This is a genomic window from Actinosynnema sp. NPDC091369 (assembly GCF_044757065.1).
GTDB lineage: Bacteria > Actinomycetota > Actinomycetes > Mycobacteriales > Pseudonocardiaceae > Actinosynnema.
Genome location: NZ_JBIVUG010000005.1, coordinates 73,251 through 93,365, shown reverse-complemented (window position 1 = coordinate 93,365; position 20,115 = coordinate 73,251). Strand labels below are relative to the sequence as shown.

Annotated in this window: 7 protein-coding genes; all 7 read left to right on the top strand. The window is 75.4% G+C overall.

Translation table 11 applies throughout. The features are described 5' to 3' along the window. Positions 1-36 precede the first annotated feature (36 nt). Genes ACIQMJ_RS20325 through ACIQMJ_RS20295 form a run of 7 tightly spaced genes read left to right on the top strand, consistent with a single transcriptional unit; the run spans position 37 to position 20,115 of the window. The gene (locus ACIQMJ_RS20325; RefSeq protein WP_499762551.1) at positions 37-5,991 is read left to right on the top strand and encodes an amino acid adenylation domain-containing protein; all 5,955 of its coding nucleotides are present in this window, start codon (positions 37-39) and stop codon (positions 5,989-5,991) included. A gap of 5 nt (positions 5,992-5,996) precedes the next feature. Next, positions 5,997-9,143: an amino acid adenylation domain-containing protein gene (locus tag ACIQMJ_RS20320; protein WP_499762550.1), complete on the top strand. Its 3,147-nt coding sequence runs from the start codon at positions 5,997-5,999 to the stop codon at positions 9,141-9,143. Continuing rightward, on the top strand, positions 9,140-10,477 hold the full coding sequence (locus ACIQMJ_RS20315; protein WP_499762549.1) for an FAD-dependent oxidoreductase: 1,338 nt from the start codon (positions 9,140-9,142) through the stop codon (positions 10,475-10,477). Before ACIQMJ_RS20320 ends, ACIQMJ_RS20315 begins: the two co-directional genes overlap by 4 nt. After that, entirely contained in the window at positions 10,477-11,154 is a 678-nt protein-coding gene (locus ACIQMJ_RS20310; RefSeq protein WP_499762548.1) for a DUF6875 domain-containing protein, read from the top strand. The genes ACIQMJ_RS20315 and ACIQMJ_RS20310 overlap by 1 nt, the downstream gene beginning before the upstream one ends. After that, positions 11,151-14,390 (top strand): amino acid adenylation domain-containing protein, encoded by a 3,240-nt coding sequence (locus tag ACIQMJ_RS20305; protein ID WP_499762547.1) that lies wholly within the window; start codon positions 11,151-11,153, stop codon positions 14,388-14,390. Before ACIQMJ_RS20310 ends, ACIQMJ_RS20305 begins: the two co-directional genes overlap by 4 nt. Continuing rightward, the gene (locus ACIQMJ_RS20300) at positions 14,387-15,706 is read left to right on the top strand and encodes an MFS transporter (RefSeq protein ID WP_499762546.1); all 1,320 of its coding nucleotides are present in this window, start codon (positions 14,387-14,389) and stop codon (positions 15,704-15,706) included. The genes ACIQMJ_RS20305 and ACIQMJ_RS20300 overlap by 4 nt, the downstream gene beginning before the upstream one ends. After that, entirely contained in the window at positions 15,703-20,115 is a 4,413-nt protein-coding gene (locus tag ACIQMJ_RS20295; RefSeq protein WP_499762545.1) for a non-ribosomal peptide synthetase family protein, read from the top strand. The genes ACIQMJ_RS20300 and ACIQMJ_RS20295 overlap by 4 nt, the downstream gene beginning before the upstream one ends.

Below are 20,115 nucleotides of genomic sequence, written 5' to 3'. Positions count from 1 at the left end.
CGTGCGCGCCGGAAACACGTTCGTCGGGGAGGTTGTGTGCACACGGATTCTGCGCCGCGGCTCGCGCCGGCTCTGCCGTTGCAGAGCGGAATGATCGCGGCCGGGTTGCGCGACCCGTCGGCCGGGACGGACGTCATCCAGTGCGTGCAGCACTGGCCGCACGGGCTGGACACCGCCGCGTACCTGGCGGCGTGGCGGGCCGCGGTCGTGCGGCACCCGGTGCTGCGGACCCGCTTCGCCTGGCGCGCCGACGGCGGCATGGAGCAGTGGCCGGGGCCGGCCGACGACGTCCCGGTGCTGGTGGACGACTCGGTGGCGGACCTCGACGCGTTCCTGGCGGCCGACCGGCGGGCCGGGGTGGACCCGGTGGCAGCGCCGCCGCTGCGCGTCGTGGCCCTGCCCGGCGACGTGGTGGTGGCGACGTTCCACCACGCGATCCTCGACGGCCGGTCGCTGGCGATGCTGCTGGCCGAGATCGACGACGACTACGCGGCCCGGCGCACGGGCGGCGCGCTGGAGTTCGCGCCGCGGCCGGACTTCGCCGACTACGCCCGGTGGCACGACGCGCGGGTCGCGCCCGACCACCCGGGACGGCGGGCCGACGAGCGGTTCTGGGCCGCGGAGCTGGCGGGGTCGACCGAACCCGGTCCCCTGCCGCTGGAGCACGCCGGCCCGGACACGCCCGTCATGGCCACGGCCGCGCTCGACCTGTCGGACGCCGAGACCGAGGCGGTGCGGGAGCTGGCCGCACGGGCCGGCGTCACGGTGAACACGGTGGTGCTGGCCGCTTGGGGCCTGGTGACGACCGCGCACGCGCACGCCGACGAAGCCCTGTTCGGGGTGACCAGGGCGGCGCGGCACGGCACCGTCGAGGGCGCGCAGGAGATGCTGGGCCTGCTGCTGGCGACCGTGCCGCTGCGGCTGCCGGTGGACCGGGACGCGTCGGTGGCCGACTGGCTGCGGTCGGTGCGGGAGCGGTCCGTGCGGGCGCGCGACCATCAGTTGTGCCCGTTGCCGGCGATCCAGCGGGCGTCCGGGCACGACGTGCCGCTGATGCGCAGCCTCGTGCTGTTCGAGCACCGCGAGCTGGGCACGGTGCTGGCCGCCCGGCCGTCCGCGCCGCCGGGCAGGCGGGTCCGCATCCTGCGCACCCCGGGCTACCCGCTGACGCTGTACGCGTTCGCCGAGCCGCACCTGAGCTTCCAGCTCATCCACGACACCGGCCGGTTCCCGGCGTGGGCACCGGAGGCGGTGCTGGCGCAGGTCCGCGACCTGCTGGCGGGCATGGCCGAGGCGCCGGATCGGCCGGTGCGGGAGCTGGGCGGGCCGCGTGACCGCGCGCGGGTGCTGCGGGAGTGGAACGACACCGCGGTCGACTTCCCGGCGGACGCGACCGTGCCGGACCTGTTCGCCGAGCAGGTGCGGCTGCGGCCGGACGCGGACGCGGTGTTCGACGGCGAGCGGTGGCTGTCCTACGCCGAGCTGGACGAGCGGTCGAACCGGTTGGCGCACGTGCTGCTGGCGCGCGGCGCGCGGCCCGACCGGCCGGTGGCCCTCGCGCTGCCGCGCGGCGCGGACTTCGTGACCGCGGTGCTCGCCGTGCTGAAGACCGGTGCGGCCTACCTGCCGCTGGACCCGGGCAACCCCCCGGCGCGGGACGCGGTGGTACTGCGCGAGTCCGGCACCTCCCTGGTGGTGTCCGAACGGCCACGCGCGCTGCCGGACGGTGTGGTCCCGGTGGCGCTGGCCGAGTTGGACCTTTCAGAGCAGTCGCCGGTATCTCCCGCGGTCCGGGCGCATCCATTAAGCGTGGCCTACGTCAATTACACGTCCGGGTCGACCGGCACGCCCAAAGGCGTGGCCGTGCCGCACCGGGGTGTGGTCCGGCTGGTCACGCGTCCGACGTTCGCGCGGTTCGGACCGGGTGAGACGGTCCTGCACCTGTCCGCGACCGCGTTCGACCTGACCACGCTGGAGGTCTGGGGCGCGCTGCTGACCGGAGGCCGCGTGGTGGCCGCGCCGTCCGGCCCGCTCGACCCGGCCGTGCTGGCCGAGCTGCTCCGCGCGCACCGGGTGAGCGTGCTGTGGCTGACCGCCGGGCTGTTCCACCAGCTCGACCCGGCGCTGCTCGCCGACGTCGGGCAGCTGCTGGCGGGCGGTGACGTGCTGGCGCCGGACGCGGTGCGCGCGGCGTTGGCGGCACGCGGCGGCAAACCCGTGGTCAACGGGTACGGGCCGACGGAGAACACGACGTTCACCACGTGCCACGTCGTGCGGTCGGCCGCCGACGTGGGCGCGACCGTGCCGATCGGCACGCCGATCCAGCGGACCTCGGTGTACGTGCTGGACGAGGCGATGCGGCCGGTGCCGGTGGGCGTGCCCGGCGAGCTCTACACCGGTGGTGACGGGTTGGCGCGCGGGTACCTGGGCGCGCCGGGGTTGACGGCGTCGAAGTTCGTGCCGGACCCGTTCGCGCCGGATTCACCGGGAACTGTGCCGGGCGGGCGGCTGTACCGGACCGGCGACCTGGCCCGGTGGCGGCCGGACGGCGTGCTGGAGTTCCTGGGCCGCGCGGACCGGCAGGTGAAGGTGCGCGGGTTCCTGGTGGAGCCCGCCGAGGTCGAGGCGGTGCTGCGGGCGCACCCGGCGGTCGCCGCGGCGGCCGTGCTGCCGTCCGGCGACGACGACGCCCGGCACCTGGTGGCCTACGTCGTGCCGACCGGCTCGTTCGAGGTCGACGACGTGCGCGCGCACGTCGCGGAACGGCTGCCCGCCTACCTCTGCCCGGCGCGGTACGTGCCGCTGCCGGAGCTGCCGCTGAACCGCAGCGGCAAGGTGGACCGGGCGGCACTGCGGTCGGTCCGTGCCCCGGGCGCGCGGGGCACGGACCGGACCCGACCGTCGACCGCCGCCCAACGGCGGCTGGCGGCGTTGTGGCAGCACCTGCTGGGCGTGCCCGAGGTGTTCGCGGAGGACGACTTCTTCGCGGTGGGCGGCAACTCGCTCCTCGCGGTGCGGCTGGCGTTCCGGGTGCGCGAGGAGTTCGGGGTCGAGGTGCCGGTCGCCGACCTGCACCGGGCGCGGACGCTGGCGGCGTGCGCGGCGGTGCTGGACGCGGCGGTGTCGGACGCGGTGGCCGGCACGTCGCCGAGCCGCGCCCCGATCACCCGCCGGGACCGGTCGGCGTACGCGGTGCCCGCGCAGCGCACGTCGGCCCGACCGGTCGCGGACCACCTGGTGCTGCCGCGTGACGGCCACTGGGCGGCGTGGCGGTGGGTCGAGCTGCGCGCGCCGGGCTTCGGCGTCGAGCCGCTGCTGGCCGTGGCGAGCCCGGAGGCCGCGCGGGCCGCGGAGGCCGTGCTGGCGACCGAGGACGCGGTGGCCGAGGCGCGGTGGGCGGCCTTCCGCGTGCTGCGGGAGGTGGAGGACGAGGCGCGCGGTGAGCGGCGGTCCGCGTTGCGGCGGATCGGCCGACTGGTGCGCAAGGGGCGCTTCGCCGAGGCCCGGTCGGCGGTGGCCGCCCTGCCGGCGGCGGACCCGGTGACGGTCGCGCTGCCCATCCAGGACCCCGATCCGACCCCGCCCGTGCCCCTGGGTGCGACGGGGACCGACCCGGCGCCGCCCGTGGCCGAGTCGACGGCCTCGACAACCCTCGTGGCCGAGCCCGCGGTGGACTCCGTGCCGCAGGCGACACCCGACACCGGACCGGCCGCGGTGCTGGTCGTCGCGGCGGGAGCGGCGTCCGACCGGGAGGTCGACGCGGCGCTGGCGGCGGCGGCCGAGGCCGCGGCACGGCACGAGGCGGCGACCGCCGAGTACGAAACCCGGTTCGAAGCCGGACAGCGGGCCGCCGCCGAGGTGCTGCGGGTCGTCAGCGGCGACGCCAGGTTCCGCGAAGCCGTGGCCTGGCAGAACCCGCGCGCCCTCCAGACCGCCGTGGACGCGTTGCACCAGGCCCTGTCCGGCGAGCGCCCCACCACCCGCAACGTCGACTACCGCCGGTGGGAGCACACGGTCGTCAGCTACCTCCAGCGGTACTGCGCGAAGAACGACACCATCGGCTTCTTCGGGCCGGTCGGCTGGGCCCGGGTGGTGGACGACGCCCCCGCCGCGATCACCGCGCGGCCGGGGCCGGGCCTGGTCGACAAGCGCACCACCTACCTGGAGAACTGGGCCGTCCACCAGCTGGCCGAGGCGCTGACGACCGACGCCGTGCGGCCGTGGGCGGTGCCCCGGCGGATGCCGTTCCTCGACGTCGTGGGCGACACGCTGCACGTGCCGATGACCGACCCGGTCCGGCTGCCCGCGCCGGACGCGGCCGTGCTCGCCGCCTGCGACGGCCTGCGCCGCGCGCCCGAGATCGCGCGGGACCTCGACCGGCCCGTGGACGACGTGCTGGCCACCCTCGAACGGCTGCGGCAGGCCAAGCGGATCGCGTGGACGTTGGAGGTGCCGCCGGAGGCGTTGGTGCCGGAAACGGCGCTGCACGAGCAGATCGCGGCCATCGGCGACCCCGAAGCCCGCGCCGGCGCCGAACGGGCGCTGCGCGAGATCGAGCGGGGACGGGACGCGGTCGCCGCCGCCGTCGGCGACCCGGACCGGTTGGTCGGCGCGATCGGCGAGCTGCACGAGAAGTTCACCGCCATCACCGGCACGGCGGCCGTGCGTCGGCCCGGCCTGTTCTACGCCGGCCGGACCGTGGTGCACGAGGAGTGCCGGCGCGACCTCGACGTCACCCTCTCCCCCGCGCTGGTGGAAACGCTGTGGACGCCGTTGTCCCTGGTGCTGGAGGCCGCGCGGTGGTTCACCTCCGCCGGTTCCGCCCTGTACGGGCGGGCGTTGCGCGAGGTGTACCGGGAACGGGTGGCGGCCACCGGCTCGGACCGCGTGCGCCTGGCCGACTTCTGGCTGTGGGCCAACGACACGATCTTCCGCCTCGACGAACGGCTCATCGGCCGGCTGGTCCGGACCCTGCAGGACCGCTGGGCCAAGGCCCTCGGGCACGCGCCGGACGGCCGCGAGGCCCACTACCGGGTGGACGACGTGCGTGACGCCGTGCTCAAGGCGTTCGCCGCGCCCCGGCCCGGCTGGCGCGGCGCGGTCCAGCACAGCCCGGACGTCCTCATCGCGGCGCGGGACGAGGACGCGATCCGGGCGGGCGACTACCGGTGGGTGCTGGGCGAGGTGCACCCCGGCGTGAACACCATGCGGTCGGCGCTGTTCGTGTCCCAGCACCCGGACCCGGCCCAGCTGCGGGCGGCGATGCGGCACGACATGGCCGGGCCGCGGATCGTGCTGGCCACCACGCGCGAGGAGGGCGGCACGCCGCAGCGCCTCGCCGACGCGCTCGTCTCGCCGGACGACCTGAAGATCGTGTTCGGGCACGACGCGTGCGGGCCGGGGTTGCGCGACGCGGTGCCGGTCGGCGCGTGCGAGGTGACCGAGAGCGGCGGGCGGCTGGTGGCCCGCAGCCGGGACGGCCGGGTGGACGTCGACCTGGTCGACCTGCTCAACGAGCAGGTCATGGCGCAGTTGGTGCAGCACTTCCGGCTGCTGCCCGCGGGTGAGCACACGCCGCGGGTCAGCCTGGACCGGCTGGTGGTCGCCCGGGAGGGCTGGCGATTACCCGCCGCGAGGTCGGCGTTCGCGTTCGCCCCGGACGAGGCGACCCGCTTCCTGCGGGCGCAGGCGTGGCGACGCGAGCACGGCATGCCGAGGTTCCTGTTCGTGAAGAGCCCGGTGGAGCACAAGCCGTTCTACGTGGACCTGGCGAGCCAGCCGTCGGTCGAGCTGTTCGCGCACGCGGTGCGGGCGCTGGACCGCGAGAAGCCGGACGCGCCGCTGGGCGTGGGCGAGATGCTGCCCGGTCCCGACCAGCTGTGGTTGACCGACGCCGCGGGCGCTCGGCACACGGCGGAGTTCCGGGTGGTGGCGGTCGACCGGAGGGGTTGGCCGGAGGGTGTCGGTCCGAGGGGGGAGGGACCGCGGTGAACGCGGTGACGAGTCAGGACGAGGTGTTCCGGTTCCCGGCCTCGTCGGGGCAGCGCAGGTTGTGGTTGGTCGACCAGCTGCTGCCCGCGAGCCCGGTCTACAACATCGGCTGGCGGGTCGGGATCGACGGCCCGCTGGACGCCGAGGCGTTGCGGGTGGCGCTCAACGCGCTGGTCGCGCGGCACGAGGCGCTGCGGACGCGGTTCGCGGCCGAGGACGGCGTGCCGGTGCAGGTGGTGTCCGCGGCGTCGACCGTGCCGCTGGCGCGGCTGTCGGGTGACGTGGACGCGGTGGTGCGCGAGGAGGTCGGCCGGCCGTTCGACCTGCACGGCGGGCCGCTGCTGCGCGCCGGCCTGGTCGAGGTCGGCCCCGGCGAGCACGTGCTGGTCCTCGTGCTGCACCACACGATCGCGGACGGCTGGTCGTGCGCCGTGCTGTTCGACGAGCTGGCCCGGCTGTACGAGGCCGAGGTCACCGGTGCGCCGCACGGGCTGCCGGACCTGTTGGTGCAGTACCCGGACTACGCGGTGTGGCAGCGCGAGCAGGACGAGGGCGGCGCGTTCGCGGCCGACGCGGAGTTCTGGCGCGAGGCGCTGCACGGCGTGCCGACCGTGCTGTCGCTGCCGACCGACCGGGCCCGACCGGCGACGCCGACCGGGCGCGGCGCGGAGCTGCGGGCCGGGCTGGACGTGCCGGACGGGTCGTTCGCGCGGCTGCTGGCGGTGTTCCAGTGCGTGCTGCACCGGGTCACCGGGCAGGCGGACTTCCTGGTGGCCACGCCGGTCGCGGCCCGCACCCGGCCGGAGACCGAGGGCCTGGTCGGCTTCGTGGCCAACACGCTGCCGCTGCGGGCGAGGTTCGGCCCCGCGACCACGTTCGGCGAGGTGGTCGCGGCGGCAGAGGAGGCGACCGTGGCCGCGCTGGCCCACCAGGACCTGCCGTTCGAGCGGGTGGTGGACCTGGTCGCGCCGCAGCGGACGCTCGCGCACGCGCCGCTGGTGCAGGTGCTGTTCGCGGTCGAGCCGGTGCCGCCCGCGCGGTCCGCCGGTCCGATCACGCTCCGGCCGGAGCCGGTCGCCAACGGCGGGGCGAAGTTCGACCTGTCGCTGACCGTCGAACGGGCCGGTGAGCGGTGGTTCGCGCGGTGGCAGTACGACTCGGAGCTGTTCACGCCGGAGACGGTCGCCGCGCTGCACGCGGTGTTCGCCGCCGCCGTGCACGCCTCCCCCGCCGACCGGGTCGCCGAGCTGTGGCTCGGGGACCACGCGCCGCAGGAGGACGCCGTCGAGGTGCCCGCCGAGACCGCCGCCGACCTGGTGTTCGCCGCGCTGGCCGAGCACCCGGGCGCGGTGGCGGTCGAGGGCGCGCTGACGTGCGGCGAGCTGGACCGGGCGGCGAACCGCCTGGCGCACGTGCTGCTGGCCGCCGGCGCGCGGCCGGACCAGCCGGTGGCGCTGTGCCTGGACCGGGGCGCGCCGATGGTGGTCGGCATCCTGGCCGCGTGGCGGGCGGGCGCGGGCTACCTGCCCCTGGACCCGTCCTGGCCGACGGCCCGGCTCACCGCCATGGCCGAGGGCTCCGACGTGCCGGTGCTCGTCACCGACGGCGCGTCGCGCGCGGTCACGGGACCGCTGACCGGGCCCTGGACCGAGGTGGACCTGGACACCGTCGACCTCGACGGCCGCCCGGACACGCCTCCACCGGCCGCCCCGCAGCACCCCGGGATGCTGGCCTACGTCATCCACACCTCCGGGTCCACGGGCAAGCCGAAGGGCGTGCGGTGCACCCAGGGCGGGCTGGCCTCGTTGCTGCGCGCGATGGGCGAGCTGATGGAGCTGACGCCGGACGACCGGCTCGCGTCCATCACCACGCCCGCGTTCGACGTGTCCACGGTGGAGATGCTGGCACCACTGATCAGCGGTGCGACGCTCGTGGTGGTCCCGGCCGACGACGTGGCCGATGGCGCGCTGCTGCGGGCGCGCGTCGAGGAGACCCGGGCGACGGTCGTGCAGGGCGGTCCGGCGAGCTGGCGGATGATGGTCGCGGCCGGTGGCGTGCCCGCGCGGGTGCGGCTGCGGATCAGCGGCGGCGAGGCGATGACCCGCGACCTGGCCGACGATCTCCAGACCGACGGCGCGACCCTGATCGACGGCTACGGGCCGACCGAGACCACGGTCTACTCGGCGGCGGGAGCGGTGTCGCGCGCGCCGGACCCGGTGCGGCTCGGCCCGGCGGTGAAGGGCACCTCGCTGCACGTGCTGGACCCGGCGATGCGCCCGGTGCCACCGGGCGTGATCGGTGAGCTGCACATCGGCGGCGCGGGCGTGGCCCGCGGCTACCACGGGCAGCCCGGCCTGACCGCCGAGCGGTTCCGGCCGGACCCGTTCGGGCCGCCCGGCGGGCGCCTCTACGCCTCGGGCGACCTGGTCCGCCGGCACGCCGACGGCCGGCTGGAGTTCCTGGGCCGCGCCGACCGGCAGCTCAAGGTGCGCGGCTACCGCATCGAGCCGGGCGAGATCGAGGCCGTGCTCCGCGCCCACCCGGACGTGGCGCAGGCGGTCGTGGTCGCCTGGTCGGCGCACGCCGCCGACGTGCGGCTGGTGGCGTACGCGGTGCCCGCCGACCCCGGCCTGGGCGAGGACGAGCTGCGCCGCCGGGTGCGCCCGCACCTGGCCGCGAGCCTGCCCGACTACATGCTCCCGGCGGCGGTCGTGGTGCTGCCCGCGCTGCCCCGCACCGGCACCGGCAAGATCGACCGGGACGCGCTGCCCGATCCGGTGTGGACGACCGACGACGTCGAGCTGGTCGCACCGCGCGACGACGACGAGCGCCGGCTGGCGCAGATCTGGCGCGAGGTGCTGAGCATGCCCGCGGACGCGCCGCTGGGCGTGCACGACAACTTCTTCGCCCTGGGCGGCCACTCGCTGACCGCGACCCAGATGCTCGCCCGGGTCCGGGCCGCGCTGGACGTGGACCTGCCGCTGGCCGCGCTGTTCGCCGCGCCCACCATCGCGGAGCTGTCCGCGAACCTCGGCCGCGGCACGGGCGCGGCGGCCCGGGGACCGGTGCCGTTGCTGGACCAGCTGGACGAGCTGTCCGACGAGGAGATCGACCGCCTGCTCGGCGCCCTGGTCGACGAGGACGAGGCATGAGCCGGGAAGCGCTGGTCGTCGGCGCGGGGCTGGCCGGGTCCCTCACAGCCGTCTACCTGGCCCGCCGGGGGTTCCACGTGCGGGTGCTCGAACGGCGGGGCGACCCGCGGGCGCCGGGTGCGCGCGAGGAGGGCCGGTCGATCAACCTCGGCCTGTCGCAGCGCGGCATCGTGGCGTTGCGCGAGATCGGCCTGCTGGAGCGGTTGGCGCCGCTGACCGTGCCGATGCGGGGCCGGGTCGTGCACCTGCCGGACGGCACGCTGCGGTTCCAGCCCTACGGCGTGGCGGAGGACCAGATCCTGCACTCCGTGCTGCGGCACGACCTCAACGTGGCGCTGGTGGACGAGGCCGACCGGCTCGGCGTCGGGTTCTCCTGGGGCTGCCGGGTCACCGCCGTCGACCGGGACAAGCCCGCCGTCACCACCGACGAAGGGGCCGTGCACACGGCGGACCTCGTCGTCGGCGCGGACGGCGCGTTCTCCGCCGTGCGCACCCACCTGGGCCGCGGCCGGCGGATGGACCTGCACCAGGAGTTCCTGGAGTGGGGCTACAAGGAGCTGCTGATCGACGTCGGCGACGACGGCGAGCCGCGCACCGAGCTGCGGGCGCTGCACGTGTGGCCGGGCGACGAGGGCCTGATCGTGGCCCACCCGAACGTGGACGGCTCGCTCACCGCGACCGTGTTCCTGCCGTTCGACGGCGCGCACGGGTTCGCGGGGCTGACCGAGGCCGAGCGGGTGCGCACGTTCTTCGCCCGCCGGTTCCCGGACACGCTCGCGCTGATCCCGGACCTGGTGGAGCAGTTCCTGGCGCACCCGCCCGCGAGCCTGGTCACGGTGCGCACCGCGCCGTGGCACGTCACCGCGGACGAAGGTCGGGGCATCGTGCTGGTCGGCGACGCGGCGCACGCCGTGTACCCGTTCTTCGGGCAGGGCATGAACGCCGCGTTCGAGGACTGCTCGGTGCTCGACCGGTGCCTGGCCGCGCACCCGGACGACCTGCCGGCGGCGCTGGCGCGGTTCGAGGCCACCCGCCGGCCGCACACCGACGTGCTGGCCGAGTTGTCCAAGCGCAACTTCGTGGAGCTGCGCGACAAGGTGCGCTCGCCGCTGTTCACCGCGCGCAAGAAGGTCGACCTGGCGCTGCACCGGCTGTTCCCGAACACGTGGGTGCCGCTCTACACCCTCATCTCGCACACCACGGTCCCCTACGGCGAGGCGTTGACCCGGGCACGGCGGCAGGACCGCGTGCTCGGCGGCGTCACGGCCGCGGTGGCCGGTGCGGCGCTGGCGGGCCTGGTCCGCCGGTCCCGGAACAAAGGCAGGTGGAGTTGATGCTGATCCATCCGACCCACCGGGCCCACCCCCTGGTCGAGCCGGCGGACTTCGCCGCGCCTCGGCTGCCCGACGCGGTCGCGGCGCACGAGCTGCCGCTGCGGACGGTGTTCGAGTGGGCCGGTGAGTACCTGTGCGGACCGCACCCCGACCTGGGTCGTCGGGGCGCGGTGTGCCCGTTCACCGACACGTCCCTGCAACGGGGGCTGTTCTACCTGTCGGTGCACACCGGCACGCCCGAGCAGCCCGACGAGCTGGCCGCGCTGCTGCTGCACTACCGCGACTGGTTCACCGAGCTGGAGCCGATGCGGGGTCCGGGCGCGCAGTTCAAGACCATCGTGATCCTGTTCCCGGACCTGACCGAGTTCGGCGTGGTCGACCGGGCGCAGGAGCTGCTCAAGCCGCAGTACACGCGCGACGGGCTGATGCTGGGCGAGTTCCACCCCGGCCCGCCGCAGAAGGCCGGCCTGTGGAACCCGGGCTTCCGCCCGCTGCACAGCCCCGTGCCGCTGCTGGCGATCCGGCACATGGTGCCCACCGACTTCCCGTTCCTGCGGGACGACGACACCACTGTGGCCGCCTACCTCCAGCGCTTCGGCGACCGCGTGCCGACGCACCTGCGGGAGCACGTGCGCGCCGCGGCGGACCGGCTGACCAAGTCCGGGAGCGCGTCATGACCGAGTTGAAGGACACCGGCGCGTCGGCGTCGGCGTCGGCGTCGGCGTCGGCGCGCAAGCGGGAGCTGTTGGCACAACGGCTGCGCGCCCGTGCCGCCACGCCCACCGCTTACCCTTTGTCGTTCGGGCAGCAACGGCTGTGGTTCCTGGACAAGTTCTCCCCCGGCAGCGCCGTCTACAACGTGCCCGTCGCGTTGCGCCTGCGCGGACCGCTCGACCGGACCGCGTTGCAGCGCGCGCTGGACGTCCTGGTGGGCCGGCACGCGTCGCTGCGCACCACGTTCCCGGACTCGGGCGGTGAACCCGTGCAGCTGGTCGCGCCCACGGGCACCGCGACCCTCACCGCGTACGAGCTGCCCGACGGCGACCGTGACGGCGAGGCGCAGCGGTTCGCCGACGAGCGCGGCGGCGTCGGGTTCGACCTGCGACAGGGGCCGCTGTTCACCGCGAGCCTCGGCCGGTTCGCCGACGACGACCACGTCCTGGTGCTCAACCTGCACCACGTCATCGCCGACGCCTGGTCGCTGTCGGTGCTGCTGGGCGAGCTGGGGCAGGGCTACGACGCGGCGCTGGAGGGCCGTGACCCGGACCTGCCCGCGTTGCCGTTGCAGTACCCGGACTTCGCGGTGTGGCAGCGCGACCGGATGGTCGAGGTGACCGCCGGGCACCTCGACTTCTGGACGCGGCACCTCGCGGGCGCGCCGGAGCTGCTGACCCTGCCCACCGACCGGCCCCGTCCGCCGGTGGTCACCCACCGGGGCGCGCTGCGGTACGGCTACGTGCCGCTGAGGCCGCTGGAGGAGCTGGCCCGCGCGCACGGCGTCACCGTGTTCATGGTGCTGCTGGCCGCGTTCGCGGCCCGGCTCGGCCGGTTGGCCGGGCAGGACGAGGTGGTGGTCGGCACACCGGTCGCCGGGCGGTCCCACGCGGACCTGGAAGGTCTGATCGGGTTCTTCGTCAACACCCTCGCGCTGCGCACGCACGTGGGCGGCGACCCGACCTTCACCGAGCTGCTGGCCCGGACCCGGCAGGTCGCCGCGGCCGGTCTCGCGCACGCCGACCTGCCGTTCGAACGGCTGGTGGAGCACCTGAGCCCGCGGCGCAGCACCGGGCACGCGCCGATCTACCAGGCGCAGCTGATCTTCACCAACACCCCGCCGCTGGACATCGCGCTGACCGGGCTGGAGGTGACGCCGCTGGTGCCCGACCCGAAGGTGGCGAAGTTCGACCTGACGGTGGCCGCCGACCCGCAGGGCGACACGCTCGCCCTGGGCGTGGAGTACAACACCGACCTGTTCGACGACTCGACCATCGCCGGGTTCACCGACCGGCTGATCGCGCTGCTCCTCGCCGCCGCCGAGCACCCGGAGCGGCGGATCAGCGAGCTGGACGGGTTGACCGGCGTGCGGCGGTGGGAGGTGCTGGAGGGCTTCAACGCCACCGACCTGGAGCTGCCGCCCGCGCGCACCGCGCTGGACCTGGTCACCGGGCGCGGCACCGCGGTGTCCGGTGTGGACTCCGCGCTGTCGTACGCGGAGCTGGACACCCGGGCCGGGCAGGTCGCCGCGCTGCTGGAGGCGCACGGCGCGGGACCGGGGTCGACGGTGGCGTTGTGCCTGCCGCGCACCCCGGACCTGGTGGCCGCCGTGCTGGGCGTGTGGCGGGCGGGCGCGGCGTACGTGCCGCTGGACCCGGCCTGGCCGACGGACCGGTTGGCCGCGATGCTGGCCGACTCCGGCGCGGCGGTGCTGGTCGCGGACCGGGCGCTGCCGTTCGGCGGCACGGCGGTGGACCTCGCCGACGCCGACCGCTTCGAGCCGTCCACGCGACCGTGCCCCGCGTCGGGCGAGGACCTGGCGTACGTCATCTACACGTCCGGCTCGACGGGCACGCCCAAGGGCGTGGAGGTGCCGCACCGGGCCGTGGTGAACCTGCTGGTGTCGTTCCAGCGGCTGCTCGCGCTCGGCGAGGGCGACCGGCTGGCCGCCGTGACCACGCTGTCGTTCGACATCTCCGTGCTGGAACTGCTGCTGCCGCTGACCGCGGGCGCGGAAGTGCTGGTGGTGCCGTCGGAGGTGAGCGCGGACGGCGGCGCGTTGCGGGACCTGCTGGTGGAACGCCAGGTCACCGCGGTGCAGGCGACCCCGGCGACGTGGCGGCTGCTGCACGCGGCGGGCGGCGTGCCCGCCGGGGTGACCACCCGGATCTGCGGCGGCGAGGCGCTGCCCCGCGACCTGGCCGACGACCTGCTGGCCGACGACGCGGTGCTGTGGAACGCGTACGGGCCCACCGAGACCACGGTCTGGTCGTCCGCCGGGCTGGTCGAGCCCTCCCCCGCGCCGGTGGTCCTCGGTCCGCCGATCGGCAACACCCGGCTGTACGTGCTGGGTCCGGGGCTGGAGCCGGTGCCGCCGGGCGTGGTCGGCGAGCTGCACATCGGCGGCGCGGGCGTGGCCCGCGGCTACCACGACCGGCCGGCGCTGACCGCGAGCCGGTTCGTGCCGGACCCGTTCGCCGCGCGGCCCGGACGGCGGCTGTACGCGACGGGCGACCTGGTGCGGCACCGGGCGGACGGCACGCTGGAGTTCCTCGGCCGGGCCGACCACCAGGTGAAGGTGCGCGGGTTCCGGATCGAGCTCGGCGAGGTCGAGGCCGCGTTGCTGGACTCCGGCGAGGTGCGTGAGGCGGTCGTGCTGGCCGTCGACGAACGGCTGGTCGCGTACGTGGTGCCGGCGGACGTGCCGCGGGACGGGCTGTGGACCCGGCTGCGGGCCCGCCTCGCGGAACGGCTGCCGGACTACATGCTGCCCGCCGCGGCGGTGGTGCTGGACGCGTTTCCGTTGACGCCCAACGGCAAGACCGACCGCAAGGCGCTGCCGCCGCCGGTGTGGGACGTCGGGGGCGACCGGGTGCCACCCCGTGACGCGGTGGAAGAGGTGCTGGCGGGCATCTGGGCCGAGGTGCTGGGCGTGCCGGAGGTCGGCGTGCACGACGACTTCTTTGCGCTCGGCGGTCACTCGCTGCTCGCGGCGAAGGCGCTGGCCAGGGTGCGGGCGGCGTTCGCGGTGTCGGTGCCGATCGGCCGGATGTTCGCCGCGCCGACGGTCGCCGGCGTCGCCGCCGCGCTCGCCGCCCTGGACGACCCCGCGCGGGTGGCCGCCGTGGCCGAGCTGCGCCTGGAGCTGGCCGCGATGTCGGCCGAGGAGGTCGAGTCCATGCTCGGTGGTGAGCGGTGACCGCGCCCGGTCTGCGCCGGTTCGCCGTGGTGTGGGCCGGTCAGCTGGTGTCGGTGATCGGCTCCGCGCTGACCGCGTTCGTGCTGGGCGTGTGGGTGTACCTGGGCACGGGGTCGGTGACGACGTTCGTGCTGATCCAGTTCTGCGCCGTGGTGCCGGGCATCCTGCTCGCGCCGTACGCGGGCGCGGTGGCCGACCGGTACGACCGGCGGCGGATCATGCTGGTCGCGGACTCCGGCGCGGGCGTGGTCACGGCGCTGATGCTGGTGGCCGTCTCGACGGGCTCGCTGGCGGTGTGGCAGGTCTACGTCGCCACCGCGCTGACCGCGACGCTGAACTCGTTCCACATCATCGCCTACACGGCACTGGTGCCCGCGCTGGTGCCCAAGGAGCACCTGGGCCGGATCAACGGGCTGATGCAGGTGACGCAGGGCGTGCAGATCGCCGCGCCGCTGGTCGCGGGCGCGTTGCTGGCCTGGGTTGGGCTGCGGGGCGTGCTGCTGGTCGACCTCGTGTCGATGGTGTTCGCGGTCGGCGCGCTGCTGCTGGCCCGGCTGCCCGACGACGCCGTGCGGCCCGCGGGCGCCTCGGACGCCGAGCGCGAGGGCATCGGCGCCGGGTTGCGGTGGCTGCGCGGCGCGCCCGGGTTGTTCGCGCTGTGCGCGGTGTTCGGGGTGTGGAACTTCCTGTTCGCCATCGCGGGTGGGCTGGTGCAGCCGCTGATCCTGTCGTTCTCCAGCCCGGCGACGCTGGGCGTGCTCATGGCCGCGGGCGGCAGCGGGCTGTTCGTCGGCGGCCTGGTGATGGGCGTGTGGGGCGGGCCGCGTCGCCGGGTGCACGGCATCTACCTGGGCCTGGCCCTGGGCGGTGTGTTCCTGGTGCTGCACTCGCTCGCGCCGTCGCCGTGGCTGATCGGCGTCGCCGCGCCCGCGTTCCTGTTCACCCTGCCGTTGATCAACACGTGTTGCGTGACGTTGTTGCAGACCAAGGTCGACCCGGCGGTGCTGGGCCGGGTGCTGGCCGTGGTGCGGATGCTGAGCACCGCCGCGATGCCCGTCGCTTTCCTCCTGATCGGCCCGCTGACCGACGGCGTCGCCGAACCCCTGATGGCCGCCGACGGCCCGCTCGCCGGTGGTGTCGGCGCGCTGATCGGCACCGGTGAGGGCCGCGGCATCGCCCTGATCTTCCTCGTCGTCGGCGTGCTGATGCTCGCGCTGGCGGCCTACGCCTGGTCCCGGCCACGCCTGCGGACCGTGGACGACCTGCCCGACGCGGTGCCCGACGAGACGCCGTCACCTGAAAGGACCCGGGGATGACCGAGCTCTCCGACCACCGCGAACGACTCCTGGCCAAGCTGCTCGCCGAGCGCGGCCTGGCCGCCACGCCCCGCCAGGCCGTGCCGCGCCGACCCGCGGGCGCGGTCGTGCCGCTGTCGGGCAACCAGCGCGGCCTGTGGCTGACCGGGCGGCTCGGCCTCGACGCGGGCGCGTACGTCATGTTCGCCGCGCTGCGGGTCGCGGGCGAGGTCGACGAGGACCGGTTGCGCGCGGCCGTGCGGACCGTGATGGGGCGGCACGAGGCGTTGCGCACCCGGATCGTGGACGCCGACGGCGTGCCCGAGCAGCAGGTCGTCGACGACGCGCCCGCCGACGTGGCGTTCTCGGCCGTGGCCGACGAGGACGAGCTGACCGCGTTCCTGGTGTCCGAAGTGGACACGCCGTTCGACCTGGCCGTGGCGCCGCTGTTGCGCGTGCGGGTGGTGCGCATCGGGTCCGGTGGCACGGCCGTCGTGTTCAGCGCGCACCACATCGTGTGCGACGACCTGTCGCTCGGCGTGGTGGCGGGTGAGGTCGGCGACGTCTACGCGGGCGTGACGCCGGAGCCGGTCGGGGCGCAGTTCCCCGACTACGTGCACTGGCAGGCCGACCGGCTCGCCGACGGGGAGCGGCAGCGGCAGCTGGACCACTGGCACGACCGGCTGGCCGGTGCGCCGGACGTGCTGGACCTCGCCTCGGACCGGCCCCGCACGCCCCACCGCACCACCGCGGGCGGCAGCCACCGGTTCACCGTGCCCGCCGCGCTGGCCGGGAAGCTGGCCGAGGTGACCCGCGCGCACGGCTGCACCACGTTCGCCGGACTGCTGGCCGCGTTCGGCGTGCTGCTGTCGCGCCGGTCGGGCGCGGACGACCTGGTGATCGGCTCGCCGACCACGCACCGGCCGTTCCCCGAGCTGGAGGGCTCGGTCGGCATGTTCGTCACCACGACCGCGCTGCGGCTGGACCTGTCCGGCGACCCGACCGTGGCCGACCTGCTCGGCCGGGCGCGGGCCACCGCGATCGACGCGCTGGACCACGCCGAGGTCAGCTTCGACGAGGTCGCCGCCCGGGTCGCGCCCCGCCGCGACCTCGCCCACCACCCGGTGTTCCAGGTGATGCTGGTGCTCAACCGGGGCGGCGCCACCGGCTCCTGGGCGGGCATGGACGCGACCGAGCTGCCGATCGACCGCGGGACGAGCCGGTTCGACCTCACGCTGCACGTGCGCGAGACCGACGGCGCCTGGCCCGCCAACCTCGACTACAGCACCGACCTGTTCGACGCCGACACCGTGGCGCGGCTGGCCGACCACCTGCTCGCCGTGCTCGCCGCGCTCGTGGCCGACCCGTCCGCACGGCTGTCCGCGGTGGACACGACGACCCGCGCCGACCGCCTGGCCGCGGGTCGGCTGAACGGCGAGCCGCAGGACGCCCTGGACCCTGCGCTGTCGCTGCGCCACCCCAACGTGCTCGACCGGATCGCCGCGCAGGTCGCCGCCCACCCCGGCGCCACCGCCGTGCTGGACCTGGCCGACGGCCGCGAGGTGACGTTCGCGCAGCTCGACCGGCGGGCCAACCGGGTCGCGCACGTGCTGGCCGGGTGGGGCGTCGGCCCGGAGACACCGGTCGGGCTGGCGGTGAAGGCCGGGCCGGAGGCCCTGGTGGCGCTGCTGGCCGTGCTCAAGGCCGGTGGCGCGTACGTGCCGCTCGACCCGGCGCACCCGCCCGCCCGGCTCGCCGGGCTGCTCGCCGACTGCGGCGCGCCCGTGGTGATCACCACGCCGGCCGACCGCGACCGGTTCGGCGAGTTCCACGGCGCGGTGCTGGACACCAGCGACGACGCGTTCACCGGTGAGGCCGACGCGCCGCCCGCCGCGGACGTGCCCGACGACGGGCTGGCCTACATCGTCTACACGTCCGGGTCGACCGGCGTGCCCAAGGGCGTGCAGGTGCAGCACGACACGCTGGCGAACCTGACCGGCGCGTTCATCGACCTGCACGGCTTCGCGCCCGGTCAGCGCATCCTGATGATCCCGCCGCTGAGCTTCGACGCGTCGGTGGGCGACGTGTTCCCGGCGTGGTGCGCGGGCGCGGCGGTCGTCGTGCACCCCGAACCGGCCTCGATCGGCGGCGCGGACCTGCTCGGGCTGTGCGCCGACCACGCCGTCACCGCCGTGGACTCCCCCGCCGCGCTGTTCAAGCGCTGGGTCGCGGACCTGGCCGGTCTCGTGGTCGACCCGGGCCCGCTGACCGTGATGATGATCGGCGGCGAGGCCGTGCCGACGGCCGCGGTCGCGCAGTGGGCGGCGTCGACCGGCGGTCGGGTGGCGGTGGTCAACCACTACGGCCCGACCGAGACCACGGTCTGCGCCACGGCCTACCGCACGGTCGACGCGTCCGAGGTCGACCCGCGCGCGGTGACGCTGCCGATCGGACGGCCGCTGCCCGGCGTGCGGGCGTACGTGCTGGACACCCACTTGCGCACCACACCCGTGGGCGTGCCCGGCCAGTTGCACATCGGCGGGCTGGCCCCCGCGCGGGGCTACCGCAACGACCCGGAGCGCACGGCGTCGGTGTACCTGGCCGACCCGACGGTCCTGGGCCGCCGGATGTACGCCACCGGCGACCTGGTCCGCTTGCTGCCCGACGGCACGCTGGAGTTCCTGGGCCGGGTGGACGACCAGGTCAAGCTGCGCGGCCACCGGATCGAGCCGGGCGAGGTGCGGTCGGCGCTGCTCGCCCACCCGGCGGTCGCCGAGGCCGCGGTGGCGGTGCGCGGTGACCTCCTGGTGGCCTACGTGGTGCCGCGCGCGGAGGCCCCCGAGCTGGACGAGCTGCGGGCGTTCTGCGCGGGGCGGCTGCCGGACGCGATGCTGCCCGGCGCGGTCGTGGTGCTGGACGAGCTGCCGCTCACCCGGCACGGCAAGGTCGACGTCGCGGCGCTGCCCGACCCCGACCCGACGGCCCGGCTCACCCCGTACGAGCCGCCGCGCACGCCGGTCGAGCGCACGCTGGCCGAGGTGTGGGCCGAGGTGCTGGACGTGCCGCTGGTCGGCCGCCGGGACAGCTTCTTCGGCTTGGGCGGGCACTCCCTGATCGCGGCCGCGGTGCTGGCCAGGGTCCGGTCGCTGCTCGGCGTCACCGTGCCGCTGCGCGCCCTGTTCGCCACCGCCGACCTCGCCGAGCTGGCCGAGGTCGTCGAGCAGGCCGCCGCGTCGGACCACACCTTCGCCAAGCGGTACAAGTCCGGGCTGCCGTCCGTGCCGGAGATGCGGGCCGACGCCGTGCCGCCGGACGACATCCAGCCGCGGCACCCCGTGCGGACCGGACCGGCCGAGCGGGTGCTGCTGACCGGCGCGACCGGGTTCCTCGGCGCGCACCTGCTGGCCGAGCTGCTGTCCCGCACGGACGCCGAGGTGCACTGCCTGGTCCGGGCCGAGACGCCGGCCGTGGCGCTGGCCCGCGTCCGGGCCAACCTGCGGCGCGCGCACCTCGACGTGCCCGAGGAGCGGCTGGCGCGGGTGGTGCCGGTGGTCGGCGACATGTCCCAGCCGCTGCTCGGCCTGGCGGAGAAGGACTTCGACGCGCTGGCCGAGAGCATGGACGCGATCTACCACAACGGCGCGGTGATGAACTTCGTCCTCACCTACCAGTGGATGATGCCGCCGCACGTCGGCAGCACGGTCGACGTGCTGCGGCTGGCCACCCGGTACTCGACCAAGCCGCTGCACCTGATGTCGACGCTGGGCGTGTTCCTCGGCGTGAACTACGACAAGCGGCTCGTCACCGAGGCCGACCGGCCCGAGGACCCCACCGGCCTGGACACCGGCTACCACACCACCAAGTGGGTGGCCGACACGATGGGCGTGCTCGCGCGGGACCGCGGCGTGCCGGTGTCGATCCACCGGATCGCGGCGATCGTCGGCGACGTGCGCACCGGGACGGCGAAGACCGAGTCGTACCTGAGCCGGCAGATCGCGACCTGCGCGCACGCGGGCGCGGTGCCGCGGACGCCGGACGTGATCGACATGCTGCCGGTGGACCGGCTGGCGGGTGCGATCGCGGGCATCTCGACGCGGCCCTCGACGCTGGGCCGGGACTTCCACTACTACCGGGCGGACGGGTTCAGCTACGCCGACCTGGGCGAGGTGCTCACCGAGAAGGGCTACCCGACCCGGTTGCTGGAGTACGCCGACTGGCGGTCGTTGATGCTGGAGAGCCCGGACAGCGCGTTCGGCCCGCTGGCGTTCGGCCTGACCACCACCCACCGGGCGCACCCGGTGTTCGACTGCTCGGCCACGTGGGCCGCGGCGGCGTCGTGCGGGGTGGAGTTCCCGCCCGCCGACGCGGAGATGATCGCCCGCCACGTCGACTTCCTCGCCGCCGCGGGCGTGCTGCCGGAAAGGGCCTGA